This window comes from Cyclobacteriaceae bacterium (assembly GCA_013141055.1).
Classification (GTDB): Bacteria; Bacteroidota; Bacteroidia; order Cytophagales; family Cyclobacteriaceae; genus ELB16-189.
Genome location: JABFRS010000001.1, coordinates 3,193,695 through 3,220,040, shown reverse-complemented (window position 1 = coordinate 3,220,040; position 26,346 = coordinate 3,193,695). Strand labels below are relative to the sequence as shown.

Here is a 26,346-nt window from a genome sequence, read left to right as displayed (position 1 = left end):
CTCCGGCCTTTTTACCGTTAAACCCATCTTAAATGATTAAGCTTTTTTCAGGAGTTTAAATTCAAATTGAGGTTTTCCACGTTCACCACTTGTAATGATTGCTGTGAATCTCAGTTTATAAATATTTCCATCAGGATCTTTCACGATATAGTATCGATCCGATCTAACAGTGGCAACCGCTGGTGGAGGGGCCAATGTACGCCAGGTAGATCCGATCGTTGTTTGCGGAGCAAGCAATGTCAAGCCCGTAAGATTTGCTTCTGTAAAATTCTCATAGGTAATAGTTGCTGTCGACAGCAAAAGAGCTGTTACCTGAGCTTGAGTATTTTGAAGAACAAAATCCTGGAAATAGTACGGAATCGGGTATCCTATGTTTGCCGAATTGGTAAAACCAGTCCACGCGATATCCCATTTCTTTGGAAGCGGTTCAGCAACAAGCGTATTTCCACTTGTGAAACTAAAATAATTGAAACGATAAGCAGGATCCTTTGTAATCGTTGCCGTTTGGAAATTAACATCATCAATATTTGCATACTGAATGGTGTAATTGCTTCCATTGCGGAGAATTCTGATCTTCTTCAACCCTAACTCGGTTGGAGGATTGCCTGGTCCCTGGCCACGGTTGATGATGTATACAACATTCTCAGAGGCTGTTACCGATACGGGAGCCATTGCTGTCTTAGTTAAATCTCCAGATGGATCATCGATCCATGCAATAGAACCGCTTAACCACGCTGGATTAGGACTTGTATTGGCAGCAGTAAATACTGCAGGAACAGAAAGCTGATCAACAAAAGAAGAGATATCAGCCGCCGTTACGGTTGATAAGTCTGTGCGGCCTGTCAGTTTATAAGCCATCATACCATTTGGAGAATTCAGGACAACACGAAAATCATCTGTTGATGAAAATGCAAGATCCCATGAAGTGCGGCTAACTGATGTCTGGCGGTTTCCGCTAAGGTCAATGAATACTTTGTTTGGAAAGAGAGCACCTCCACCGTTGATTTCCATTGTTCCACCTGCTGAAACAATTTCAGAGAACGAAAGAGTCAGGACGCTCTTTTCTCCCAAGCTCAATCCAGTTCCTAATGTTTCGATTGTGAATTTAATTTTCTCATCACCATCGAACAATGCGCCTGCTGTTTTCTTTACTTTTAAAGAAGTTGAAGTTGTATTAGCAGGAACATCTATTGTTACAACATTCGCAGCAGCTGCTGGTTCTGTTGTAAAATCCGTGGTGTATGCTACTCCAGAAGGTTCCATTTTTATGGACACACTTGCTGCTGTTGAGATGGAGCGGAGAGAATTGATATTGATCACTACTTCCGTTTCGGAAGCCGGAGTGCCTAACGCATCAGACTCAAAAGCCACAAGATTCTCAGGAAGCTTAGGATCATCTTTTGTACAAGAGTTAAGGAAAGCCATTCCTGCAATTGTCATCAGAAATAATGCTTGTTTAAAAAATTTAATAGTCATAGAATTATTTATTTAATAGGTACGAAATACTTAAGAAAAATGAACGGCCATAACCAATCGGTTGAGCACATGCAACTGAGTGAGCACCGGTTGATACAGCAGTATTGTTAACATTGGTTACATCAAAGAGATTTCTAACACCACCCGTTAATGAGATATGACTTAAGACCGAACTCTGATTTGCCCAGGTTTTCTGAACACTGAAGTCTGCCCAGCTATAAGGAGAAACTTTCGTTAATACGGCAGTGCTGGTAGCCGCATCAAATTGGTAAAATGGCAAGTTTCCTGTGTACTTATAAAATGCAGTTAAATTTACTCCTGCCTTAATAAGGCGATAGCCAATTGTTGCGTTAGCCTCAGCGGACCATGCAAATTCGTCCACATCATTAACGCTTTCAAAAAGTTGATTGTAGCGACCAGTGTATGAAAAACCAGCAGACACATCGAATGCCTTAGCCTTCAAAGTATTGTTCCATGTAAACCCTTGCGTCTTATACTTATCAATGTTGATATAAGAGACTACCAGCGGATTGCTTGGATTAACACCGTTGGTTATCATATTGTCAACAATATTGTAGAACCCACCCACAACCGTATTGAATTTCATTCCTTCTTCCTCAACTACTCTCCAGTTCCAGGATGCATTCACACTATGAGATTGCTCTGCCTTGAGATTCGGATTTCCTTCAATAGAATGACTTGCATCAAAGAAATTAAAATATAGTTCGCGAAGTGAAGGAGCACGGAAACCTCTTCCATAAGAAACTCTTAAATCATGCTTAGGCGATAAAGTAATCTTTGCATTAATAGAAGGAACGGCTGGTGGCGCATCGTATACGGTATTACGTATCACACGAACTCCAGGACGTAGTTGAAGTACTCGGGAAATTTTCCATTCCCCTGAGAGGAAAAATGCATAATCTCCAATAGATTGAGTTCCCTCCTTTATTCTTCCGCCTGATCCACTTTCATGGTTCAGGTCAATACCTGGTTGTAATGTTATATTATCGCTAACCTTATACTGAAAAGTAGATCTAACTGTGAGTCCATCAAAAACTGTTAGATCCTGCTGACCTGCTCCCAGCGAAAGACGAACATCACCCGTATTCTTGTTAACGGTAACAGTCTGTGTTTTGCGCTGATAATCTGTATAAGCAATTGCTCCATTAAAGCTCAGGCGACTCGAGAAAGTATGGCCACCTTGTACCTGATGCATGAATCGATTCGTGATATACTTCTGATCGACCGCTTCATTTTGTACAAAATTGGCAGGGTTAAAAATATTCTCATTGGTATAGTCCAAACGATAGTAAACATTGGATTTCTCACCTTTATATCCTGTCACTAAACTGGTGAGTAATTGGGTTTTAGGATGCCATGTTTTTTCACGACCGGTAGAGTCCCCAATCCATCCACCAAAATCATTACGACTCAAATCACCTCGTAAATGAAATTTTTTGAGAGTATACCCGATTCCAACAGTCTCATTATGAATTCCCCGCGAAGTGCTGTACTCATTACCAACTGTTTCTTCATGAACTTTGGCAGACAAGTCGAGCTTTCCGTCGGAAGATTTCTTGGTAATGATATTAATAACTCCAGCAAGAGCATCAGAACCATATACTACTGACATTGGTCCTTCTATGATCTCAATGCGATCGATTGAGTTTACATTAATCTGATTAATATTTATTTCATTGGAGGTTCCCTGACGGCCAACCATTGGAACTCCATCGATCAGAACTTTAACATTCTGTCCCTGCAATCCCTGCATGGAAAGGTTCGATCCTCCTAACGCCATGTCTTGTGAAAAGCGAATGTTCAATTCAGTATTCAAAACATCCTGGAGCTTGACTGCACCACGCGACTGAATGACTTCAGATGGAATGGTTCTAACTTTATAAACCGACTTCTGTGCAGATTGAGGTTCATATTGTCCTGTAATCACTACTTCCTGAAGCTGAGTATTCTTTAATGAGTCGGCTTTCTGACCGAACGCGCTAGCCTCGATGAAGACGATTAATAATAGTGTCGTTAAATTTTTCAAGCCCGCAAAGATTAGAATGCTTCTAAATAAAAAATACCCTCATAAGGATAAAGAATGACATTTCAATCACAGGAAGATGTAATGATAAATTGTGGTACTTTTGACCAAAATGTTTGAAAATACGTTTTAGAGGAAGAAATTAGCGGACATTTTTATCATAATAATGAAAACGACAGAAGAGGTTTTAGCTGAAAATACCCTCAAAGATAAAATTAGGGTGATGTATGAGCGGGATGACATCTCTCTGGGAATCGTGGAAAACACCGCCAATATTCCCATTGAACTGCCCACACAAGTCAAAAAATCCATCATTCACTTTTACTTCTGCATGGAGGGACACGCCGTATTTGAATTCGGACCACACTACAGCAGGGAGATACAAAAACAGTGGAATTACTTCTTTTATAATCCGGAGAAAGATCTTCCATTCAATCTAAAGCTTTCGGCGAATAGCAGGATTGTGGTTCTAACGATCTCCCTTGAAAGCCTTCATAAACTTTTTGTCCATGACGCACTTCCATTCCTGAAACCTGAGAACATCAACAGAAAGTTTTATGATGAGAGAGAAATTCCTGCACACCTGTATGTAGTGTTGAACCAGTTATTCTCTATGCAGGTGAGTGAAACTTCAGAAAAACTATATTATCAGGCAAAGGCACTTGAACTTCTGAGCCTTTACTTTTCTGCGAAGAAGCCCAATACTGAGAGTTGTCCTTTTCTGAATGATGAAGAGACGGTTCGTAAAATTAAACATGCAAAAGAGTTCTTGTTAAAGCACATGGAAGCGCCACCCAGTCTGAAAGAACTGGCAAAACAAGCGGGACTTAATGAATATCAGTTAAAGGTCGGGTTCAAAGAAATCTATGGAAACACTGTTTATGGCTTCCTATTAGATCACAAGCTTGATCACTCACGGGTAATCCTTGACTCTGCGAAATATCAGGTTAATGAAGTTGCATATCAGATCGGATATACCAACCCGAGTCACTTCATTGCGGCCTTTAAGAAAAAATTTGGAGTAACTCCTAAAAAATATTTGATGGCAAGAGCCTAGGTTCTTTAATTAAGGATAAATTGATTACCTCCCTCTTCGGCGTGTGGTTGTTCCAAACAACATTCCAAAGACTCCTCTTACAATTTCCTTTCCCACCTGTTTGGTAATGGGAGAAGTCATTACTTCTTCAAAGGTACTTTTTTCTGCACGCCCTGATTTTGCAGCAGGTTTTGCAGCTTGTTTTTGTTCAGCTGCTTGCTCCTGTTCTTCTTTTACTGCCTGAACCCGTTCTGTCAGAATTTCAAAAGCACTTTTTGGATCAACTGCTTCCTTATACTTTTTGAACATCTCTGAACCATTCAGATGTTCCTGATATTCTGCTGTAATTAACGGTCCCATTACAGATGCAGGCGGCGCCAGATGAGTAACCACTGTTTCTGTGGGGATGCCCTTTTCGTTTAATACCGTGATAAATGCCTGGCCAATACCGAGTTGAGTGAACTGCTTTTCAATGTCATAAAATTCAGACTTTGGAAACGTTTTCACTGTTTCCTTCAAATCCTTGACATCATTTGGAGTAAAGGAGCGGATCACATGATGGACTCTGTTCCCCAATTGTGAAAGAACTGATGAGGGTACATCCTGTGTTAGCTGAGTACAAAAAAATACCCCCACTCCTTTTGACCGAATCAACCGGATCACCTGTTCGATCTGATCCATGAAGGCTTTGGGGGCTTCATTAAAAAGTAAATGTGCCTCATCAAGAAAGAATACCAGCTTTGGTTTGTCAATATCTCCCGCCTCAGGAAGGGATTGATATAGCTCTGCAAGTAAGGAGAGCATGAAGGTTGAGAAAATAGCCGGCTGACTTTGAACATCTGAAACATTCAATAAGCTGATCACTCCTCTTCCATCCACCTTTTCCATAAGATCTTCAATATCAAAAGACCTCTCTCCGAATATCTGATCGACACCTTGCTGCTCCAGAGCAACAATTTTTCTTAAAATAGTGCCGGATGTAGAGGAAGAAATTTTTCCATACGCCTCCTTAATCTCTGCAGCTCCAGTTCCTTCTGATAAATAATTTAATACTTTTTTCAGATCCTTGAGATCTACGATTGGTAATTCCTTATCGTCAGCATATTTGAAAAGGATCATCAATACACTGCTTTGGACATCATTCAATTCCAAAACTTTACTTAACAACACTGGTCCGAATTCCGTAACAGTAGCTCTCATTTGAGCACCTAACTTTCCACTGAGTGAATAGATCTCTACGGGAAATCCTGCAGGATTAAATTTATAATTAAGGGCCTTTGCGCGTTCATTGATTTTATCATTTGCTAAGCCTTCTTTAGCCATACCGGAAATATCTCCCTTCATGTCTGGCATAAATACAGAGACACCAGCAGCAGAAAGTTGCTCCGCCATCAACTGAAGAGTTCTTGTTTTACCCGAACCCGTTGCTCCTGTGACCAATCCATGTCGCGTCATCATTCGCAGAGGAAGATTAACTTTTGCTTCTGAAAGAATCTCCCCTTCAAATACTCCTGCTCCTAAATAAATAGAAGCGCCTGGCATTGTATAAGAGGTGTTGATCGTGGTAATGAATTTCTCCTTTGACATCGTTTTATGTAATTTCCAATTCTACTTGCTCAACAAACATATGAAAATCGTAACACTCCTTATTTTTCTTCTGGCGGGCTTTACAGCTTTCTCACAACTTGATTTGAAAAAGGCTACTGGTGCTGCCTCAACCATGGGTTTTGATCCAACAGCCATCGGAAAAGGGGTTATGGAATCGCTTACTTCCAAGCTCGGCCTGAGCGGTGATCAAACCACAAAAGTTTCAGGTCTGGTAAATCAATTTCTAACCAATAAGTCAAGCTATATCGCTAAATCACAAACAAAGCCAACAGAGTATAAATCAAATCTGGAAGCAGGACAAAAAACACTTTTTGATGGATTAAAGGCAAACTTAAGACCAGAGCAATTCACAAAACTTCTAAGTCTCAAACCCGCGACAACTGACAAAGCAAATTCATTAGCACAATTATTCTATTAATATTATTTATGAAAAAGATACAATCATTTGCCATTGCTGTTTTATTACTAATCTGTGTCAGCTATTCAGGAAGTCAGGCCCAGGCACCTACTACTAAAGTTCCACCAAAAGTTTTACGTCATGTGGTACTGTTTAAATTCAAAGATGATGCAAAACCTGAAGATGTTCAGAAAGTTGAAACATTTTTCAGATCACTTGCCTTTAGAATTCCTCTCATTAAAGATTTTGAATGGGGAATTAACAATAGTCCTGAAAATCTTAATCAGGGTCTAACACATTGTTTTCTGGTAACCTTCGCCAGTGAAAAAGATCGTGACGACTACCTTGTTCATCCGGATCATAAATCATTTGTAGAAGTTTTAAAACCATATTTGGATAAGGCAACCGTAATTGACTATTGGACTGGAAAGTAATTGAAGTAAAAAAATAAGAACTAAGTGATGAAAAAATTATCAATCCTCTTTGTTTTACTATCGTTTAAAGTTTTTGCCCAGGAGACGATGCTGAATGCTCCATTAATAAAGGAGGGACAAGGACCGTTTACTCAGTTGATCCTTCGCAGCGCCATGCTGATTGATGGAACTGGTGCACCACCTGTTGGGCCTGTAGACATTGTTGTTAAACAAAACAGGATTGTAGCAATTGCAAGTCTGGGACTTCCTACACCAGGAATGGCCAGCGACGGCAATCGCATAAAGTTGGAAGCTGGTGGTAAGGAAATTAATTGTGAAGGAATGTATGTCATGCCGGGATTTGTTGACATGCACGGTCATATTGGTGGTGATCAGGCTCCTAACGCAGAATATGTTTTCAAACTGTGGATGGCTCATGGAATCACTACCATTCGCGATCCGGGTTCTGGCAATGGGATCAAATGGGTACTGGATCACAAAGAGAAAAGTGCACAAAACACAATCACTGCTCCACGTATTAAAGCATATGTAACATTTGGAACTGGTGCAAAGGAAGCAATCCGCACTCCGGAACAAGCAAGAGCTTGGGTAAACACCAACAAGCTCAATGGCGCCGATGGAATAAAGTTCTTTGGAGCAGCGCCAGACATTATGGATGCGGCATTAAGGGAAAATAAAAAATTAGGACTTCGTTCTGCTTGCCATCATGCACAACTAGGTGTAGCGCGATGGAACGTTGTTCAATCTGCTGCTGCCGGATTAACTACCATGGAACATTGGTATGGATTGCCTGAAGCGATGCTTACAGGTTCTACCATTCAGAATTATCCATTGAATTATAATTACACAAACGAACAAAATCGTTTTGAAGAGGCGGGTCGTCTGTGGAAGCAGGCAGCCGTCCCTTTTTCGTCAAAATGGAATGCTGTGATGGACACATTATTAAAGATGGACTTCACATTGGATCCTACATTCGATACGTATGAAGCAGCTCGTGATCTTCATAAAGCCAGAAGACAGGAATGGCATGAGATGTACACGTTGCCAAAGCTCTGGGCATTTTATCAACCAAGTCGTCAGGCACATGGATCATTCTGGTTTTCATGGGGTACAGAGCAGGAAGTTGCTTGGAGAGAGAATTTCAGATTGTGGATGACATTCGTCAACGAATATAAAAACCGTGGTGGTCGCGTAACAGCAGGATCTGATAATGCATTTATCTTTCAATTATATGGCTTCGGCTACATACGTGAGTTGGAATTATTGCGCGAAGCTGGTTTTCATCCTTTGGAGGTAATTCGATCAGCAACCTTGTACGGAGCACAGGCTCTTGGAATGGAGAAAGAAATTGGTTCAGTAGAAATTGGCAAGCTTGCTGATTTTGCAATTGTTGATCAGAATCCTCTGGAAAATCTTCAGGTTTTATATGGAGTAGGCGCAATCAAGCTAATGGATGATAATAGTGTAAAGCGTGTGGGTGGAATTAAATACACGATCAAGGATGGAATCATCTATGATGCAAAAAAAATGCTCGCTGATGTGAAGAAGATCGTGGATGAGGAAAAAGCGAAGTCAGGTTTTATATTAAAGCAACCTGGGAATTGAAATAATTAATTTGAAGATGAGGACTATCTACATCATTCTGTTTTCAATAATAATCTTTTCCTGCTCTAAAAAGATTGAAAAGACGCCTGTAGTTATCTCCTTGCTCGGAAAATCTTATTTTGAACCCGAGCGTTCAGAAAAATCCCAGGGAGCACTTGACAGCAATCTGAATGTGGCTAAAAGCAATTTTGAAAAAGATGCTTCAGAAAATAATTACATATGGTATGGAAGAAGGCTGGGGTATTTTTCGAGGTTTCAGGAGGCCATTGATGTTTTTACAGAAGGTATTTCCAAATATCCAGCTTCCGCTAAACTTTATCGACATCGTGGGCATCGATACATTTCACTAAGACAATTTTCGAAAGCCACTGAAGATCTGAAGAAAGCAGATGAATTATCTTCTGAATCACCAATAGAAATCGAGCCCGATGGGTCACCTAATAAATTAAACATACCACTTTCAACTACTCAATTCAATTCACGATATCACCTTGGATTAGCATTCTACCTCCAGGAGGATTTTAAAAATGCAGAACAAAGTTATCAGTCCTGTCTTCTCACCTGCAATAATGATGATCTTATGATTGCTACCATTGACTGGCTGTATATGACCTATAAGAGAGAAGGCAAAGAACAGGAGGCGTCAAAGCTTCTTGACAACGTGCTCGACTCCATGAACATTGTTGAAAATGATTCTTATTATAAACGCTGCATGATGTACAAGGGGAAGATCTCTCCTGATTCATTATTAAAAGTTTCTTCAGATGAAAATGATCCTGATCTGGCACTAGCCACACAGGGGTATGGAGTTGGAAATTGGTATCTATACAACGGTGATTCCGCAAAAGCTAAAGAGATCTTTGAGAAGGTTGTAGCCGGAAAACATTTCTCAGCATTTGGATTCATTGCATCCGAAGCGGAGTTAGCGCGATGGAAGTAGCTATGCTCCCTGCGTAGTCAAATAGAATTTCAGTGACATTGTCAGCAGTCTGACTTTTTTCATTCGACAATTGAGGTAATTTTGATACCGAAACGAAAATTCCTATGAAGAAAAAATTCATTCTATCATTTTTTGCATTAGTACTTATGGTAACCGCGGTTCAGGCACAGCAAAAACCTGAAGTGTTTACGACGGAAGCAGGAGCTATTCAGGGATATGATCCCGTTGCATTTTTCAAAGAAAGTAAACCGGTGTTGGGAACAAAGGAGTTAGTATACACATGGAACGGAGCCGAGTGGCATTTTTCAACCCAGGAAAATCTTGATCTCTTTAAAGCAGACCCTTCAAAGTATGCTCCTCAATATGGTGGCTATTGTGCTTATGGGACCGCCTCTGGTCACAAAGCTCCTACTCAACCTGAGACCTGGACGATCGTAGACAACAAACTGTATTTCAATTTCAACACAAATGTTCAAAAGCTCTGGAATAAAAATCAAAAAGGATTGATTGATCAGGCCGATAAAAAATGGCCGACCGTTATAAAGGAATAATCATAATTAAAATAAAGCCACGTGAGAATGAAGCACCTTTTAGTTTTATTGATTATTCTCTCAAGTCAAAAAATCCTGGCACAGGGATTTGCGGTAGTCGAACTCTTTACATCACAAGGATGCTCAAGTTGTCCCTCTGCGGATAAGAACCTTAGTCAAATCATTCAACAATCACAAAAAGAAGGAAAGTCCGTCTATGGACTTTCCTTTCATGTTGATTACTGGAATTACATCGGATGGAAAGATCCCTATAGCAGCAAGGAATTTACTAAACGTCAACAGGTCTATGCTCATCAGCTTGGACTCACCTCTACCTACACTCCACAAATGATCGTGAATGGAAGGTCTGAATTTGTAGGATCCAGCAGGTCATCTGCAGAAACAATCATTGATGAAGCTCTCCTTCAAAAATCACTTTACACTATCACGATCAGCAATCTGACTGTTTCAGGGAATACAATACGCCTGAATTACGTTTTAGATAAAAGTCCTTCCGGCGAAGTTCTCAATCTTGCTTTAGTCGAAAAGGATGTCACAAATTATGTTTCAAGGGGTGAAAATAAGGGAAAGGAACTTCATCATGATAATGTTGTCAGGGCCTTTAAATCGATCCCAATGCAAAAACAAGGAACGGTGGAACTACAATTCACTGACATTAATATCAAAAAATCATCGCTCATAGCTTTCAGTCAGGATCAAGAGCTAAGAATTGTTGCTGCTACTGCCCAGGAACTTTAGGCGTTTCCATATATTTTATAAACAGGATCTCGCAAAGCACCTGCTTGATCAGAAATAGCAAAAGCAATTACATCGGCAATTGATTCGGGGGTGACCCAGGAAGCGAAATCAGCTTTGGGCATAGCCTTCCGATTGTCAGGAGTATCAATTGTGCTTGGAACAATTACTGAAGAGATGACATTCTTCGATAAACCTTCAGCATTCAAAAAATCAGCAAGTTTAAAAATCAATGATTTGGAGAGGGCATACGCCAGAGAACTTTTTCCGTCCTTTGGCTGCAAGGCAGGTCTGGCACCAACAAAAACAATTCTTCCTCCTGATGCCTGCGTTATCATTTGAGCGAATACTGGTCTTGCCATAAAATAGGCAGTTTCAAAATTCATTGAGTACATTTTTTTTAATTGACCTCCTTCTGTTTCCAGAATTGAGCCGGGACTATAACCACCCACCAGCATCAGTGCTGCATCAATTTTTTTATTCTCCTTTATTATGGAATCTGTCAAGGTCTTAACCGCCTGTTCGTTTGTAAGATCTGCCGATAGTAAAATAATATCTCCCTTTAATTCCTGCAGACTATTAAGAGAAGATACGATGGCAATAACGCGATGACCCTCTTTAAGAAATTTTTTTACAACAGCTTTTCCAAGATTTCCAGCTGCACCAGTGATGACAATGTTTTTCTTCATAGAAGTTCAGAAAAATTGAATTATTAAAAGTAATCAATCCGCACAGTTACACTTCAGGATTTTTTCTTTTTATCATCACCTTTCTTTGGAGAGCTATTAAAACCGAAAACAGATTTAAATCCTGAAAACACGGATTTCCACCAGTAATTGAGGATGGCTTTCTGGGTATCGCGTTCCCATTTGATGGTTCCTGTACGCTTATCGATCGGATCATTCTTATCAATTTTCTTTTTAATAAGAGCTCCAATAATTAATGTCACAATCTTGTTTGTTGACTTTTCTTCGTCATCCTTGATGGCAACAACCTTCAGATCGCTGTATCGTAACTCCAACTCACCGTTGGATTCTTTACTATCATAGCTGAAGTCAAATTTCATGGCCTGCATTTTCCCGGATTCAATTTTAATATGAGCCGCAGGTTCCAGCATCGTATTGATCGATGGCATTGAAAAATTTGTCAAAGACCCCTTTACGGTATAGAGCTTTTGCTTCTCAAGTGGAAAGGTGAAATTGACATTAAGATCACCTGCATTCATGAATTTTGAATAAACCCTCATACTCGCTTCTCCTGTCGAGTCATTTGAAATGTTATACATTCCACCCTTCAATTCATTAAAAGAAATTTTACCAACACCCTCACCTTTCTCAGGATGCTCGTGGTAGACAATCTTACTTGGTAGTATTATCAAAGAATCAATTTTGATTGGAAATGAGAATTTCCGAAGAAATGGAATTGGAAGAATTTTGGGTTTGCGCCATGCACGTGGATATCGCTTGTCACGATAAACATCCATATCAAAGTGAAGGTTGATCTCCCTAGCAATAATCGATGGTTGCGCAGATTTCCCCGGATCAAATCCAAGAATCTGTAACGAAGGCATTACAACATTGAACTGGTCCACCTGCTTGGCAGATCTTTTCGCAAACTCAGCCCTGTCGAGTGTAGTCTTTAGAAACAATGAATCCAATTGTATCATCTGATCATTCTGATAATACGCCACTTGTTGAAGTTTCATATTGTAAAAACGAGTCGGCAAGTCTATTTCAATCCCATTTGCAACAACGCTTTCAACCTTCCATTGTACAGAGTCACTACTTAAATTAATAATACTGAAATTCTTGACAGAAAGATTCAACCTTCCCTTCATTGTAACCTTACAGCTAGCACTGTCTACCATTTCAACTTTACCAGAATCTATTTTGAATAATTCAATCTCAATTCCTTTCAAGCCAGGTTTATCCCCAGATTGCTGACCTTCTGTGGTACTGTTGAATTTCCTTGACCGGCTACTGTATTGAATCCATGGTTCCTTCAAATAGATGGAGGCAATAGAAATTTTCTTTTTTAATAAGTATGAAATCACAGACAAGCCCTGAACTTCAATTTCTGAAAGTGTCGCCCCTGCCACGCATATGGAATCAGGTCCCTCCTCATCCACTTTGACATCTGTTATTTTTATGCTGCCACTGAATGAATTAACGTCAATAGACTCATACTCAATCAGGATACCTTTTGATTTAAGTTCTTCAATTTTTGTAATAACAGTCTGCTTTATCTTCCAGAAGATGAAATAGCGTCCACCAAAGAACAAGATTATTACACCGAGAACGAGAAATAAAAATACTTTGGTCGACTTACTCATAAATAGAATTGGTATAAAATAAAAAAGTCAGGCGTTTGACCGCCCGACTTTTTCCTCCCCTAACCTACTTGCCAGAACGGCAAGCATTATCTTCAAGACCTTCGGATAAAACCAAGAGTTTCGAGTGTGTCAACAACCACTACCCCAGTCAACATGACTGATACAGCTGATCTGACGAGAAACCTGTTTGTCCGAGAAATCATTTGTGTTTTCATATTCCTGATCTCCTTAACTAAATAATCTTGCCAAATTAAAAACGCTCCAAAAACTGCGTTTTTGCTTGCAAATCAATTTTTTTGTGGAAAAAATTCTACGGGAATTCCACAATATGGTGCCATAGAATTCCACAAACCTTAAAAACAGTGGCATGTGTTTTACTTGATAAGTGTTGGGATCCTGATAAATCCTCTTAAAAAACTCCATGGATCTCCGATCATCCTATCCTTTCTGGCTATTGAACAATGGCATCATTGCGACCTATCCATCACTTTCAAAAAACAGCCGGACACAAGTTGCTATTTTGGGGGCCGGAATTACGGGAGCTCTTGTTGCATGGCATTTATGCAAAAAAGGATTTGACGTAATCATCGTTGACAAGCGACATGTAGGAATGGGAAGCACTGCAGCCAGTACAGCCCTGCTTCAATATGAAATTGATACTCCTCTTCACAAGCTGGCAGAGATTGTAGGGGAAAGAAATGCAGCCAGAAGCTATAAGCTATGTATTAATTCTATTTACGAAATTGAAAAGATCTGTAAAGAACTTAAAACGGACGTTGGCTTTTCGCTTAAAGAAAGTTTTCAATATGCCTCCACCAAAAAAGATAGCCGTGACCTTGAAAAAGAGTTTGCTATCCGCAAAAAACATGGCATTGATTTAAAATGGTTAACTGAAAAAGATATAAAAACCAAGTTTGGATTTTATGCTCCTGCCGGACTTTTATCCAGTGAAGGCGCACAGATAGATGCTTACAGATTTACCCACGCAATCCTTGCTCATATCGCTGCAACAGGCAGACTTCAGGTGTTTGATGCGACTGAAGTCCTTGACATCAAACATCACCGCAATACAGTTACTCTTTCCACGAGCCTTGGAACTACGATTACTGCCAATCATCTTGTCATCGCAAGTGGTTATGAATCTCAAAAATACCTACCAAAAAAGGTTGAGGAATTTCATTCTACTTACGCTATTGTGAGCGAACCATTCTCTGAAAATAAATTCTGGTATCATAATTCATTGATCTGGGAAACCGCTACCCCTTACCTCTACCTCCGAACAACAGATGACAACAGAATACTAATTGGCGGCAAGGATGATGAGTTTTCAAGTGCTTTCAAAAGAGATAGTGCACTTCCAGGAAAAGCAAAGGCGCTGGAAAAATCCTTTAACAAATTATTCCCTAACATTCCTTTCAAGACGGATTTTCAATGGGCAGGAACATTTGCGATTACGAAAGATGGCCTTCCATTCATAGGATCCGTTAGACAACGTCCTGCCACATCCTTTGCTCTTGGCTTTGGGGGCAATGGAATAACATTCAGTGTGATTGCTGCACAAATGATCAGGGATAAATTGATGGGGAAGGTCAACAAGGACGAGTTGATTTTCAGCTTCAATCGATAGAAAAAACGCCAATGGCACGGAATTTTAAGGTATTTCCGCAAAGAAACTAATCATGAAAAAGACAGCTATTTTAATATTCCTGACCGTCGGCACGTTGGGTATTTGCTCTGCACAAAAAATGAAGAGCGACTCCGTCGATATAAATCTTGAACGTGCTGCGATTTCAAAAGAATTGATGCAGTTGAGAGATTCTATCAACGTAACAATAAAGCTTATCGACATAAAAATTGTCAAAGCACCTGGTGACAAAAAAGAAAAGCTGGAAACAGATCAAAAAGAACTTGTCGAATACAGAAATAGGGTAAAATTTGATTTACAGGAAACTTCACTTACTGCAAAAAATGCGTGGACTACCGCCTCGGTAGACAGGATTAGAACCAGCACCAATTCCACAAGACGAGAATACAATCGCATCAGGAAAGAAATAAAATGACGTTATCCAGAAGGATGAAAAGAACATACTTTAGAATCTTATTGACAGGGTCATTTTGCATACTTCTGGGATGTGGATCTGGTTCGAATACTGAGAAAAAAGAAAATAACAAGTCAAAATCTTCCGACACAGGAAAGCAAGGAAAAATTGATTCAATCAAGAAATCTGAAAAGAAGACCATCCAGTATCAAAGTCTTTCCAAGGATGAATCAGATTTTATATTAAAAGCGGCTGATGCACGCATGATGGGAATTCTAGAGGGCAAAGCTGCAGTAAGGAAAGGATCTACTCAGGAAATAAAAGATTACGGAGCATTGATGATAAAAGATCAGACCTCAATGCTGAACAATCTTAAACGGCTGACGCAACAGCTTTCATTTCCGTTACCAGACACAATTAGTGAAGATAAACAGGATGGATTGAAATATCTTCTTGCGCTTGAATCAAGGAAATTTGACAGGAAGTTTATTAAGATGATGAAGATCGATCATCGAAGGGATATCCGGCAATTCAATAGAGCTAAAGACTATAAAAATGCTGATGTTAGAAATTTCGCGTCCCAGTATCTTCCTCTAATTGAAACTCACCTTGACAAAGTAAAAAGCATTCGCATCAGAAGGAAGGCTGCAAAACCAACCTGATGGTTATTTATCCATTCTAACCCTAAAATGAATCAACATGATAGAAAATGAGCCCAACGAATTAACATTCATTTATCATTCTGACAAAAATGATGACAAAAAAGCCCGTGCTTTTATAGAAACAATACAGACTTATAAGGTAAAGACCCTGGATCTTAAAAAGGAAGCATTGACAGAAACTCAACTTGCAGAGATAGCAACAAAGATGAATGTTAACGTAAAGGCCCTTATTGATCCGACTTATAAAGACAGATTCGAGTCCAGTAATCCTAAAATGATGAATGGGATGAGTGATAACGATCTTTTGATCACTTTAAAACATGAGCCTATTCTCCTGAATACTCCCATAACAATCATTGGCAAGAAAGCCTATACATATGCTTCGGCGTATGATCTACTTAATAAAAACACCACTACGGAAGGAGTTGAGCGTAACGCTGATGCTAATAAAGAGGAAAAGAGAACGCCTCTCTAAAGGAAAATGCGGGCAAAAAAAAGAGGCTGAATGCCTCTTTTTTTATTTCTAATTGAAAGTATATCTGATACCAAGACCACCCCATCCACCGTAAAAACCACGTCCATCTCCAAATTCAAAGGATGGCTGCCAATCAAGCGAAAGATTAATAGGGACCCCGTCAAACTTATAATCAAGACCTAAAACGCCATCAAGTCCCACAAATGCAGCGGAAGAATTCGGGTAGTTATTTGGGTTATTGTCATAGTAACGATTATTGTAAAAGCCAACGTGAGCTCCTGGACCAACATACCACTGCAATCCCGGTGCATCAGGAAAATCAAAATGAAATTCATACAGTCCTGTGATTCTCGCCCCGCGACTCCAGAAATATCCTATCGCTTCAAATGCACGATCGGTTTTCACAAAATGCTTAAAGGTTATACCACCTCCATCACCCCATACTTTAACACCAAGTGCTGTATTATAAGTTTGGTTCATTGCCTGAGCATTGACCTGTGTAGTTGATAACAACCCGAGGAATGCAACAGAGCAAACAATCAATAACTTCTTCATAATTCTATTTTTAGTTGATTTAATTAAAGTGTAAGGTCCAATTCAAAATGGACCCTAAACCTGAAATTCTTTAAAGTTCTTCCTTACCTTAAAGAAGAATAATCAGAAGAATAATAATCAAGAGAAGACCACCTACAGAGATATAGACGCCGCCGCTATCCTGGGTTTTCTTGATTGCTCTTACTTCTCTTCTCAATTCACGTTTCTCAGGTCTTGACAAACCATCCTTATCCATCGCGTTGATTTCCTCTAACCGATTGGCAAGCTGTGAAGCGTCAGAATTCATTGGCTGAGCAGCAGTGGCAACAGGAGTAGTTGTATTCATAGAATAAGAAGGAGTAGCAAGAGCTATAGTAGCCAGAAAGAGGGAGGTCTTGATCAAGTTTTTCATTTTAGTTGTTTTAAAGGGTTATGAACAGTATTGTCAAATTCTCGTGCCACTCGAAGGAGGTCACACAAACGACTTCATAGTAGGGAAATCCCTTACCCCGTAGAATTAATTCCCCAGTTTAAGAATCCTGCAAATGAATTTCACAATTGAATTCATGTGATTTTCCCGATAAGAGGTCATAGTTGGACTACTGGCACACTTATTTTTAGTTAGACTGCAAGGCATATTTAGGTTAACTCAAAAGGAGCATTTCGTTTACAGGTTACGCTTCTTCAAAATGCAGCTTAACGGCTGCATTTTTTTCGATCTCTGTAAAAAAATTAACAGTTATGACCAAAGTATTTTATTACTACGATCCTTCAACATCACGATACACTCGGGTGGAGTACGGAATTTGGCATAAAATATTAAAAGCCATTCGCACAACGGTCATGGTAGTGGTTGGAGCATTCAGCTTATTCTATTTATACATCAGTTTTTTCGAAATGCCTAATGAACTGAAACTGAAAAATGATTTAAAAGATCTTGAAGTAAGCTATGCAGAACTGAATAACAAGATCAATAATCTTAACGACGCACTAACTTCTATTGAGAAAAGGGACGACTACGTTTACCGCGCTGTTCTTGGTACAGAACCCATCGATCCTGCAGTAAGAAAAGGTGGTGTTGGTGGAAGAGACCGTTACTCAGATATCCGTGCGAAGAAAATCAAGAACGCTGAATACATTGCTGAACTACATGAGAAGATCGATAAAGTAAGAAGAAAGATCTATATAGAATCAATCTCACAGGATGAATTATTAAGAATTGCGAATGATAAGCAAAAACTTTTCGCAGCAATACCTGCTATTCAACCAATCTCTAATCAGCATTTAACTGCACTCGCCTCAGGATTCGGTCCAAGATTGCACCCTTTTTATAAAGTGATCAAAATGCACCAGGGAATTGATTTCTCAGCACCGGAAGGAACTCCCATTTATTCAACTGCTGATGGTGTTGTCATCGCTGCAGACACAGCTTTTGTTGGCTATGGCAAGATGGTCATCATCGACCACGGTTTCGGCTATCAGACACGATATGCGCATTTGAAAGATTTCATTGTAAAGACCGGAGATCATATCTCAAGAGGCGAACCCATCGCATTCGTTGGGAATACAGGACAATCTACTGCACCACATTTACATTATGAGGTTGTCTTAAATGGAATGCAGATCAATCCTATCCATTATTTTTATAATGATCTTACTCCATCAGAGTATGAGAAGATTGTTCAGTTAGCATCTATTCAAAATCAGTCAATGGGAAATTAATTCCTTATTGCAATCCATAAATTCTTCGGGGAAATTATTACACAAAGATTTAATTCCACTTCAAGCAATCTGTTTTTTTAGATTAATTCCGTCTGGCATTATTCTTTAATAAGCTGAATCAAAAAAGACATTGATTATGAAAAATCTAAATTCAAAGCTGCAAACCGGAATCTGGTTGACAGTAATAATTTTTACCATGCAAGTAATTCTGGGTGGATGCAAAGCCTCCAATACAGCAAAAGGAACAGCCATTGGTGCTGGTGCAGGTGCCGTTATTGGTGGATTGATCGGGAAAGGTTCTAATAATACTGCAGTAGGTGCCATTATTGGTGCTGGTGTAGGCGGAGCAACCGGAGCGATCATTGGTCGTCATATGGACAAGCAAGCTGAGGAATTGAAAAATGATCTTAAAGGAGCCAATGTAGAACGTGTCGGAGAAGGTATCAAGATCACATTCGATTCAGGTCTTATGTTTGCTCTTGACTCATATGTATTGAATTCCTCAACAAAGGAAAATCTTAACTCACTTGCCAAAACCCTTAATAAGTATGATGATACAAACGTTTTGGTAGAAGGTCACACGGATGCCACTGGTAAGGATGACTATAATATGCAACTTTCAAAGAAAAGAGCGAATGCTGTTTCTGATTACCTCGAATCACTTGGAGTAAAAGGCAGCAGAGTGACCACTACCGGTTATGGTGAAACGCAACCTATTTCAACAACAGATTCTGAAAACAGACGTGTAGAGGTCGCAATCTATGCCAACAAGAAAATGCAAAAGCTTGCTGAAAAGGGAGAGTTAGGTCAGTAAGAAGGAGTAAAGCATTTTTTAAGAAGTCATTTTAAACAACCTGCCTGATCCATCAGGTGGGTTGTTAATTTAAAGCATCATGAAGAAACTTGAGAACAAGACTGTATTAATTACTGGTGGACTATCAGGGATAGGAAAGGCATCTGCTGTAATAGCAGCTGCCGAAGGAGCAAACGTAGTAGTAGTTGATATTAAGTCGGTAGCATATGATTCAGCGATGCTGGAAATAAAAGCAGAAAATGATAAATCAATATTTCTGGAGTGTGATGTAACAAAGGCTGATCAGATTGCCGCTGTTATTACGACTGTCATCGAAAAGTTTGGTTCTCTTGATGTTGCATTAAACAACGCTGGTGTTGGCGGTGGTGGGGAAAAAATTGTTGAGACGAAAGAAGAAGAATGGAACAGCATTATCCACATAAATCTCACAAGCGTTTTTAATTGCATGAGATATCAACTTAAGCAGATGTCATCACAGAAAAGTGGTACTATTATTAACATGTCATCCATTCATGGTAAAGTTGGGTTTGCAAATTCAGCCGCATACGTTGCCTCCAAGCATGGAATTATTGGCCTTACACAGACAGCTGCTCTGGAGTATGCTTCAGACAACATAAGAGTCAATGCTATCTGCCCGGGATTTATTGAAACTCCCTTGCTTACAAAAGGAGGAATTACCGATAATGAAAAGGTTAAAAGACAAATTACAGAGCTTCATCCATTGAAGCGCTTCGGAAAACCTGAAGAGGTCGCTAAGAGTTTTCTTTTCCTGGCATCTGATGACAGTAGTTTTATAACAGGTACGGCACTCGAAATTGATGGTGGATACCTTGCACAATAACAGAATGGGTAGAATCAAATCCGTTATTTTTATTTTCCTTCTGATTATTATTAGCAGCCATGGTACTCAAGCCCAGCATGATTCTACCTATTATGCTTCTTACACGCATTTAATTACCGGAAGAGCATTTCTCTCACAGAAGTATACAGCTCTGACTTTAAAAAATGAGAAAACTCCTTACACAATAAATTATATACCCAACGCAAAAGTTAATTTCGGAATTGGGGCGAGCTATAAATGGGCAACATTCAACATTGCAACAGGAATTGGCTATCTCAATCCTGATGAAGGTCAGGGAAAGACAAGTTATCTGGATCTTCAATTCCATAAATACTCTCAGAGATTTACGTTTGACCTTGTCGGCCAGTTTTACAAAGGTTTTTACTTGTTTCCCAAAGGAACAGCCTCTGGCAGCGATCAATACTATTCAAGACCTGATCTTAAGGTGACAATGTTCGGCGGATCGCTACAATACATCGTAAACAATAAGCGATTCTCTGCCCAGGCTATGTACTTACAGAATGAGTGGCAAAAAAAATCAGCAGGAACTATATTGGTCGGAGTTGAAACCTATTCAGGAAGGATCAGAGGCGACAGTACAATTGTTCCTACGGTTATTGACAATACAACTGTTGAATCTAATGTGGATTTCTTTGAAATAGGCGTAAATCTCGGTTATGCTTACACACTCGTGATCAAAGAGCATTTCTTTCTAACAGGCTCAGCATCGGCAAGTGTTGATTACAGTAATACAACACTTAAAAACAGTGATGGAAGTTCAGTGTCTTCAGGGGTAAGCCCAAATACATTTTTCAGGCTGGTAACAGGTTATAATAGCGAACACTGGGCCCTTCAAGTTATTTATATAAACAATAATGTCAGGCTTGGTGACGGAATACGCGAAGCTTCATAGAATACCGGTAACCTTAGACTTAGCTACGTGAAGCGGTTTCAATTGGGTGGAAAAGAAAAAAGGCTGTTAAAGGTGATCAAATAAGTCAAAGACTATCAATTGATATTATATTATTTTTGATCGCATACTTTACCATTTCTGCTGTATTTCTTAGGCCAAGCTTTTCCATGATGTGAGTCTTATGCGTCTCTACTGTTTTGATGCTGATAAAAAGAGTCTCCCCTACTTCTTTATTTGTCTTACCAGTGGCGACCTGAACCAGAATTTCATATTCTCTTTTAGTAAGATCATTCGGAAGTTTCTTGTCTGAACTCTTCTGCTTTTCCTTTGAATAGAAATCTTCAAAAACAAGTTTCAGGATTGCATCATTGAAAAAACGGCCACCACTACTGACTGTACGAATGGCATCAAGTAGTGTGTCTCTGTCAACATCTTTCGGGAGGTAGCCATCCACTCCTGATTTGATCCCGGCAGAAACATATTCCTTACTGATCTCCATTGTCAATAGAATGATCTTGATAGTAGGATCAAACTCTTTTATCCATCGAGTGGCTTCAATACCCGTCATCCCTCCCATCATAATATCCATCAAAATAATATCAGGGCGATTTTCACGGACTTCATTAATGGAATCTTCACCGGAAGAAACTGATCCAATCACACTGAGATCTTCAGTATTTTCCACCATTGACTTAACTCCTTCACGGATCAGTTTGTGATCATCTACTAGTAAAAGCTTAATTTTTCCCATTTTTATTTATGTTTTAGGAATCAACAACATTGTCTCTTTGATAAAAGAGAAGAGATGCTTAAATCCGGAAAACTAATGATTTTGGTTAAGAGTACTAATTTAAGAAAAACTCTTACTCTTTCTTAATCACCCTAAAATCAACAACTATTAATAAAATTTTTAGTAGCTTTCTTTTTTCAGTAAGGGCATCAGTCTCCGACGCCTCTCTTGACTTTATCATTCAATAGAACAGATCCCGAAAGGGCAGTACTTTTGTATGTCATTGACCCGTAGATTACTTCTTATTGTCGCAATCGTTCTACCAGTGATTCTGGTGGCGATCTTCAGTTACTTGCGTATTCGCGAAAACACTACTGAGCAAATCCACAAAGACAGAAGCTTCATTGCCTCACTTTCCGCAAGAATATTAAAGGAAAAGCTCGATCGACTGACAAACCTGGGAATCTCTTTCACAACACGTCCTTTGTTAAGAAAACATGTTGACGAGAACAAATGGGAAGAAGCTATTGAATTGATCCGTCAAATTCCTGAAGATTTTCAATTCATCGACAGGGTTTTCATTTCCGACACGCTGGGAAATTTAATGAAGGATATTCCAGAACATCCTGAACTTTACGGAAAGAGCTTTGCCTGGAGTCCATGGTATCTAGGAGTAAAGGAAAACTGGAAGCCATACATCTCTTCTGTTTACAAAAGAATAGCCGAACCGCAAATTGTAGTTTCCGCAGTTGCAGTTCCAATTAAAAATCTGAAGGGTAAGGTTCGTGGTATCCTTGTTTTACAAGTTCAGGTTCAAAAATTACTAGAATGGAAGAGTGATTTCGGCCAGGATCGCTCAGCGTTCATTTATGTTGTTGATCAAAAAGGAAATATTGCAGCTAATCCTCAACATACCGTAGACTCAGTCGTGAGCTACGCAGAAGTACCTGCCGTTCAAAAAGCACTTAGAGGCGAAAAGGGTGTTGAGATATTGTATAATCCAATCGCAGGAGAAGAAAGACTCTCTGCATATGAACAAGTTCCGGAGCACGGATGGGCAGTTATTGTTCAGCAACCGGTTACCAAATTTTTCACATCCAATGGAACGCTACCATACTTATTCGTTTTTTATGGACTGGCTCTCCTACTTGCCTTTGGATTAGCATGGTTTCTTATAAAGGAAATCAATTCAAGACTGAAGCGTGATGAAGAAAAAATTGCTTTCAGTGAAAAAAGCTATGAGCACCTTTTCGGAAATATGCTTAATGGCTTTGCGCATTGTGAGGTGATATTTAAAGACGGAAAAGCAGTCGATTATATCTATCGGACTGTGAATCAGGAATTTGAAAGCCTTACAGGAATGAAGAATGCTGAGGGGAAAAAAATCTCAGAACTTATCCCAGGTCTGATTGATTTGGATCCAGAGCATTTTGCACGGGTCGGAAGAGTAGCATTAACGGGAAAGCACGAAAAGTTTGAAATGAATGTTGAACCTTTGGATCGTTGGTTCTCCATTTCACTGTACAGTCCCGAAAAAGGTTTTTTTGTTGGATTGTTTGATAATATAACAGACCAGAAAAAAGTACAGCAAAAATTAATTGCCAGTGAAAAACGTTTCAGAGCTCTGGTTGAAAATGCTCACGATATCATTTTATTAAATAACAAAGAGGGGCGTGTAATTTATGCCAGTCCTGCTCTCGAAAAACTTACCGGATTCTCACTGGAAGAAATGAGAAGTGTAGCAATTGATCGCGTGATGGACGCCGACCAATTGAAAAAGTCATGGGAAATGTTGAATCAATCGCTCAAAAACCCAGGAGTTCCAATTCCAAGACTCGATAGATTGTTTCATAAAAATGGCAGTGTGGTCTGGATCGAAGGAACCATGATCAATTTATTGGATGATGAAAATGTTCAGGCTATCGTGTCGAACTGCCATGATATTACAGAACGGAGGGAATCAGAAAAGAAGCTCAAAGAATCAGAAACCAACCTCAAGAACATTTTTCAGAATATTTCAGAAGGCATTACACTCATTGATAAGACTGGGATTATAAAATCTCTCAATGATAAAGCGGTTGAAGATGCCGTACTCTTCACCAGCCGGAAAATGACGGTCGGTGATAATGTTTTTGAATTTGTGGATCCCGCAAGACTTGATGCATTCAGAAAGCTTATTGAGAAGATTAATCTCGGAGAGAGTGTTGAATATGATCATTCATATCATGTTCAAAGCGGAACTCTTCGTTGGGTCAGTGTTTCACTCAATCCTGTGAAAGACGATGGAGAAGTAGTAGGAACCGCAATTACAACACGTGATATCACTGAACGCAAAATAACAGAAGACAAGCTCGCCAATAGCGAAAAATATTATCGCTCTCTCATCGAGAATATCTCTGATGCGATTGTGGTCAACGACGAAAACTCAAAACTTCTTTATCAAAGCCCGTCCGTTACAAAAATTCTTGGCTATACAGAAGAAGAAAGAAAAGGTCAGTTAGTAAAAAATTACGTCCACCCTGACCATTCTGAAGAGTTTGATCAGCTTTATCGTGACTTAAAGAAACGACCCAGGGAGCCAATGGCTTTCCAGTACCGCTTTCGTCACAAAAATGGCATGTACATATGGCTTGAAGGCGTTGTCACAAACCTTCTTGACGACCCAAATGTCAAGGCCATCATTTCCAACTATCGTGACATCACCGAACGCAAGGAAGCAGAAGCAAAATTAGCCGCAAATGAAAGGCGCTTCCAGAGGATGATTGAGAGCAGCAACGATGCCATTATCCTTACCGATAAGAACATGGTTGGATTCTACCGAAGCCCGTCTGTTATAAAAATTACCGGAAGATCTCCCGATGAAATGTCAACGGTGGGAGTTGGTCAAATTCATCCGGAGGATACTCACACCATTGCTGCTGTTCTGAAGCAATCACTCCGTGAACCAGGGCAATCCATTCCCGCTAAACTTAGAATCATACATAAGCTTGGACACGTTATTTGGGTAGAAGGCACTATGACCAACATGCTTCACGATGAAAGCATCAACGCGTTGGTACTTAATTACCACGACATCACCGAACAAAAGAATGCCGAATTGGAAATATTAAAACTCAATTCAGAACTTGAAGAGCGTGTAAAGCTTAGAACGACTCAACTGGAAGCTGCGAACAATGAACTGGAGGGATTTACATATTCAGTTTCACACGATCTGAGATCTCCTTTACGGATCATTGATGGGTTCAGTCAGATTCTGATTGAAGATTATTCATCCAAGCTGGATGAAGAAGGTCAAAAGACTCTAAAGGTAATTATGAGCAATGCCAAGCGCATGGGATCGCTCATCGATGACCTGCTTGATTTCTCAAGATTAGGAAGATATCATATTCGACTATCAGATGTTGATATGAAGCAGTTAGTATCAGAAGCACTCCATGAATTGAAAGACGGAGGCATACCACTTCCATCCAGAATCATCATTGGATCTCTGGAAATTGCCAAAGGTGACAGCACATTATTAAAACAGGTCTGGACCAATCTCATTTCCAATGCTGTAAAATACTCCAGCAAGAATCCAGATCCTGTAATCGAAATTGGATGCAAGAATGAGGAGGGGAAGACCGTATATTATGTAAAAGATAATGGTGCTGGTTTTGATATGAAATATTATCATAAGCTATTCGGAGTGTTTCAAAGACTTCATCATCAGCAGGAATTCACAGGCACTGGGGTAGGATTAGCACTCTCTCATCGCATCTTATTGCGTCATAATGGATCGATCTGGGCAGAAGCAAAACTTGGAGAAGGGGCTACTTTCTACTTTACTTTGCCCGATAATCCAGAAATTCTAACCAAAATTTAATATGTAACTTTGTTCTCCCAATCTCAGGGAAAACTATTACCTTCATATATACAGATAACTTTCTCCGATAAGCCCCACGAAGAAACTATCTATCCTCTACGGATTTTTCATTATAAATAGTTTTTATATGGAACATGACATAGAGATCTTGCTTGTCGAAGATAATTTAGACGAAGCTCAGCTGACAATCAGGAATTTAAAAAGGAGCAATCTTGCGAATAAACTTTTACACATCAGTGATGGTGCGGAGGCGCTCGATTTCCTGTTTGCTAAGAATAAATACATTGGAAGGAAAGTCGGCAATGGCCTTAAGCTTATTCTTTTGGATTTAAAGCTTCCAAAAGTTGATGGACTGGAAATCTTAAAGGCTGTGAAAGAAGATGAGCGCACAAAAATGATTCCTGTCATTGTACTTACCTCTTCACGTGAAGAACAAGATATCATTTCAAGTTATCGGCTCGGAGTAAACAGCTATGTTGTGAAACCTGTAAACTTTGAATCGTTTTCAAAAGCGGTTGTGGAACTGGGAATGTATTGGATGTTGCTGAATGTTCCGCCCACGTCTAAATAAAAAGGTATAAATAATTTCTACTCTT

Annotated in this window: 25 protein-coding genes; 17 read left to right on the top strand and 8 right to left on the bottom strand. The window is 39.6% G+C overall.

Annotated features, from left to right (window positions below; all coding sequences use genetic code 11):
- Positions 1–36: 36 nt before the first annotated feature.
- Together HOP08_14240 and HOP08_14235 are read right to left on the bottom strand one after the other, a co-directional pair.
- Positions 37–1,476 carry a hypothetical protein gene (locus HOP08_14240; protein ID NOT76082.1) on the bottom strand — a complete coding sequence of 480 codons (1,440 nt, stop codon included), beginning with the start codon at positions 1,474–1,476 and terminating at the stop codon, positions 37–39.
- A gap of 4 nt (positions 1,477–1,480) precedes the next feature.
- Positions 1,481–3,523 carry a TonB-dependent receptor gene (locus HOP08_14235; protein ID NOT76081.1) on the bottom strand — a complete coding sequence of 681 codons (2,043 nt, stop codon included), beginning with the start codon at positions 3,521–3,523 and terminating at the stop codon, positions 1,481–1,483.
- A gap of 163 nt (positions 3,524–3,686) precedes the next feature.
- Here HOP08_14235 and HOP08_14230 point away from each other — a divergent pair, with 163 nt between their 5' ends.
- Positions 3,687–4,577 (top strand): helix-turn-helix transcriptional regulator, encoded by an 891-nt coding sequence (locus HOP08_14230; protein ID NOT76080.1) that lies wholly within the window; start codon positions 3,687–3,689, stop codon positions 4,575–4,577.
- A 24-nt stretch (positions 4,578–4,601) separates the two neighbouring features.
- On the opposite strand, the gene HOP08_14225 is transcribed toward HOP08_14230, so the two are convergent.
- Positions 4,602–6,143 (bottom strand): DUF853 family protein, encoded by a 1,542-nt coding sequence (locus tag HOP08_14225; GenBank protein NOT76079.1) that lies wholly within the window; start codon positions 6,141–6,143, stop codon positions 4,602–4,604.
- Between the two features lie 40 nt (positions 6,144–6,183).
- On the opposite strand from HOP08_14225, the gene HOP08_14220 reads away from it, so the two are divergent.
- From HOP08_14220 to HOP08_14195, 6 genes are all read left to right on the top strand, one after another.
- Complete coding sequence (locus HOP08_14220) at positions 6,184–6,582, top strand: hypothetical protein (GenBank protein NOT76078.1); 399 nt, start codon at positions 6,184–6,186, stop codon at positions 6,580–6,582.
- Positions 6,583–6,590: 8 nt separating this feature from the next.
- Positions 6,591–6,995: a Dabb family protein gene (locus HOP08_14215; GenBank protein ID NOT76077.1), complete on the top strand. Its 405-nt coding sequence runs from the start codon at positions 6,591–6,593 to the stop codon at positions 6,993–6,995.
- Between the two features lie 27 nt (positions 6,996–7,022).
- Positions 7,023–8,600, top strand: coding sequence for an amidohydrolase family protein (locus tag HOP08_14210; GenBank protein ID NOT76076.1), 1,578 nt, complete (start codon positions 7,023–7,025; stop codon positions 8,598–8,600).
- A 16-nt stretch (positions 8,601–8,616) separates the two neighbouring features.
- Positions 8,617–9,540: a hypothetical protein gene (locus HOP08_14205; protein NOT76075.1), complete on the top strand. Its 924-nt coding sequence runs from the start codon at positions 8,617–8,619 to the stop codon at positions 9,538–9,540.
- 104 nt (positions 9,541–9,644) lie between these two features.
- Complete coding sequence (locus HOP08_14200) at positions 9,645–10,091, top strand: YHS domain-containing protein (GenBank protein NOT76074.1); 447 nt, start codon at positions 9,645–9,647, stop codon at positions 10,089–10,091.
- Positions 10,092–10,118: 27 nt separating this feature from the next.
- The gene (locus HOP08_14195) at positions 10,119–10,829 is read left to right on the top strand and encodes a DUF1223 domain-containing protein (GenBank protein ID NOT76073.1); all 711 of its coding nucleotides are present in this window, start codon (positions 10,119–10,121) and stop codon (positions 10,827–10,829) included.
- Here HOP08_14195 and HOP08_14190 read toward each other — a convergent pair.
- Together HOP08_14190 and HOP08_14185 are read right to left on the bottom strand one after the other, a co-directional pair.
- A complete protein-coding gene (locus HOP08_14190; GenBank protein NOT76072.1) occupies positions 10,826–11,515 on the bottom strand; it encodes an SDR family NAD(P)-dependent oxidoreductase in 690 nt (229 codons plus the stop codon). The genes HOP08_14195 and HOP08_14190 overlap by 4 nt on opposite strands.
- A 53-nt stretch (positions 11,516–11,568) precedes the next feature.
- Positions 11,569–13,158 (bottom strand): DUF748 domain-containing protein, encoded by a 1,590-nt coding sequence (locus HOP08_14185; protein NOT76071.1) that lies wholly within the window; start codon positions 13,156–13,158, stop codon positions 11,569–11,571.
- Positions 13,159–13,579: 421 nt separating this feature from the next.
- Here HOP08_14185 and HOP08_14180 point away from each other — a divergent pair, with 421 nt between their 5' ends.
- From HOP08_14180 to HOP08_14165, 4 genes are read left to right on the top strand one after another with little or no spacing between them, the layout of a single operon-like run.
- A complete protein-coding gene (locus tag HOP08_14180) occupies positions 13,580–14,785 on the top strand; it encodes an FAD-binding oxidoreductase (GenBank protein NOT76070.1) in 1,206 nt (401 codons plus the stop codon).
- Positions 14,786–14,837: 52 nt separating this feature from the next.
- A complete protein-coding gene (locus HOP08_14175) occupies positions 14,838–15,218 on the top strand; it encodes a hypothetical protein (protein ID NOT76069.1) in 381 nt (126 codons plus the stop codon).
- 14 nt (positions 15,219–15,232) lie between these two features.
- Positions 15,233–15,859, top strand: coding sequence for a DUF4142 domain-containing protein (locus HOP08_14170; protein NOT76068.1), 627 nt, complete (start codon positions 15,233–15,235; stop codon positions 15,857–15,859).
- A gap of 37 nt (positions 15,860–15,896) precedes the next feature.
- The gene (locus HOP08_14165; GenBank protein NOT76067.1) at positions 15,897–16,334 is read left to right on the top strand and encodes a hypothetical protein; all 438 of its coding nucleotides are present in this window, start codon (positions 15,897–15,899) and stop codon (positions 16,332–16,334) included.
- 48 nt (positions 16,335–16,382) lie between these two features.
- On the opposite strand, the gene HOP08_14160 is transcribed toward HOP08_14165, so the two are convergent.
- Together HOP08_14160 and HOP08_14155 are read right to left on the bottom strand one after the other, a co-directional pair.
- Positions 16,383–16,889: a hypothetical protein gene (locus HOP08_14160; protein NOT76066.1), complete on the bottom strand. Its 507-nt coding sequence runs from the start codon at positions 16,887–16,889 to the stop codon at positions 16,383–16,385.
- 88 nt (positions 16,890–16,977) lie between these two features.
- The gene (locus HOP08_14155; protein NOT76065.1) at positions 16,978–17,280 is read right to left on the bottom strand and encodes a hypothetical protein; all 303 of its coding nucleotides are present in this window, start codon (positions 17,278–17,280) and stop codon (positions 16,978–16,980) included.
- Between the two features lie 329 nt (positions 17,281–17,609).
- Here HOP08_14155 and HOP08_14150 point away from each other — a divergent pair, with 329 nt between their 5' ends.
- From HOP08_14150 to HOP08_14135, 4 genes are all read left to right on the top strand, one after another.
- Positions 17,610–18,590, top strand: a complete 981-nt coding sequence (locus HOP08_14150) for a M23 family metallopeptidase (protein ID NOT76064.1) — start codon at positions 17,610–17,612, stop codon at positions 18,588–18,590.
- 136 nt (positions 18,591–18,726) lie between these two features.
- The gene (locus tag HOP08_14145; GenBank protein NOT76063.1) at positions 18,727–19,404 is read left to right on the top strand and encodes an OmpA family protein; all 678 of its coding nucleotides are present in this window, start codon (positions 18,727–18,729) and stop codon (positions 19,402–19,404) included.
- 79 nt (positions 19,405–19,483) lie between these two features.
- Positions 19,484–20,245 carry an SDR family oxidoreductase gene (locus tag HOP08_14140; protein ID NOT76062.1) on the top strand — a complete coding sequence of 254 codons (762 nt, stop codon included), beginning with the start codon at positions 19,484–19,486 and terminating at the stop codon, positions 20,243–20,245.
- Between the two features lie 4 nt (positions 20,246–20,249).
- The gene (locus tag HOP08_14135) at positions 20,250–21,158 is read left to right on the top strand and encodes a DUF4421 family protein (protein NOT76061.1); all 909 of its coding nucleotides are present in this window, start codon (positions 20,250–20,252) and stop codon (positions 21,156–21,158) included.
- An 85-nt stretch (positions 21,159–21,243) separates the two neighbouring features.
- On the opposite strand, the gene HOP08_14130 is transcribed toward HOP08_14135, so the two are convergent.
- Positions 21,244–21,909 (bottom strand): response regulator transcription factor, encoded by a 666-nt coding sequence (locus HOP08_14130; protein ID NOT76060.1) that lies wholly within the window; start codon positions 21,907–21,909, stop codon positions 21,244–21,246.
- Positions 21,910–22,165: 256 nt separating this feature from the next.
- On the opposite strand from HOP08_14130, the gene HOP08_14125 reads away from it, so the two are divergent.
- Complete coding sequence (locus HOP08_14125; protein ID NOT76059.1) at positions 22,166–25,750, top strand: PAS domain S-box protein; 3,585 nt, start codon at positions 22,166–22,168, stop codon at positions 25,748–25,750.
- Positions 25,751–25,877: 127 nt separating this feature from the next.
- The gene (locus HOP08_14120) at positions 25,878–26,321 is read left to right on the top strand and encodes a response regulator (protein NOT76058.1); all 444 of its coding nucleotides are present in this window, start codon (positions 25,878–25,880) and stop codon (positions 26,319–26,321) included.
- Positions 26,322–26,346 lie beyond the last annotated feature (25 nt).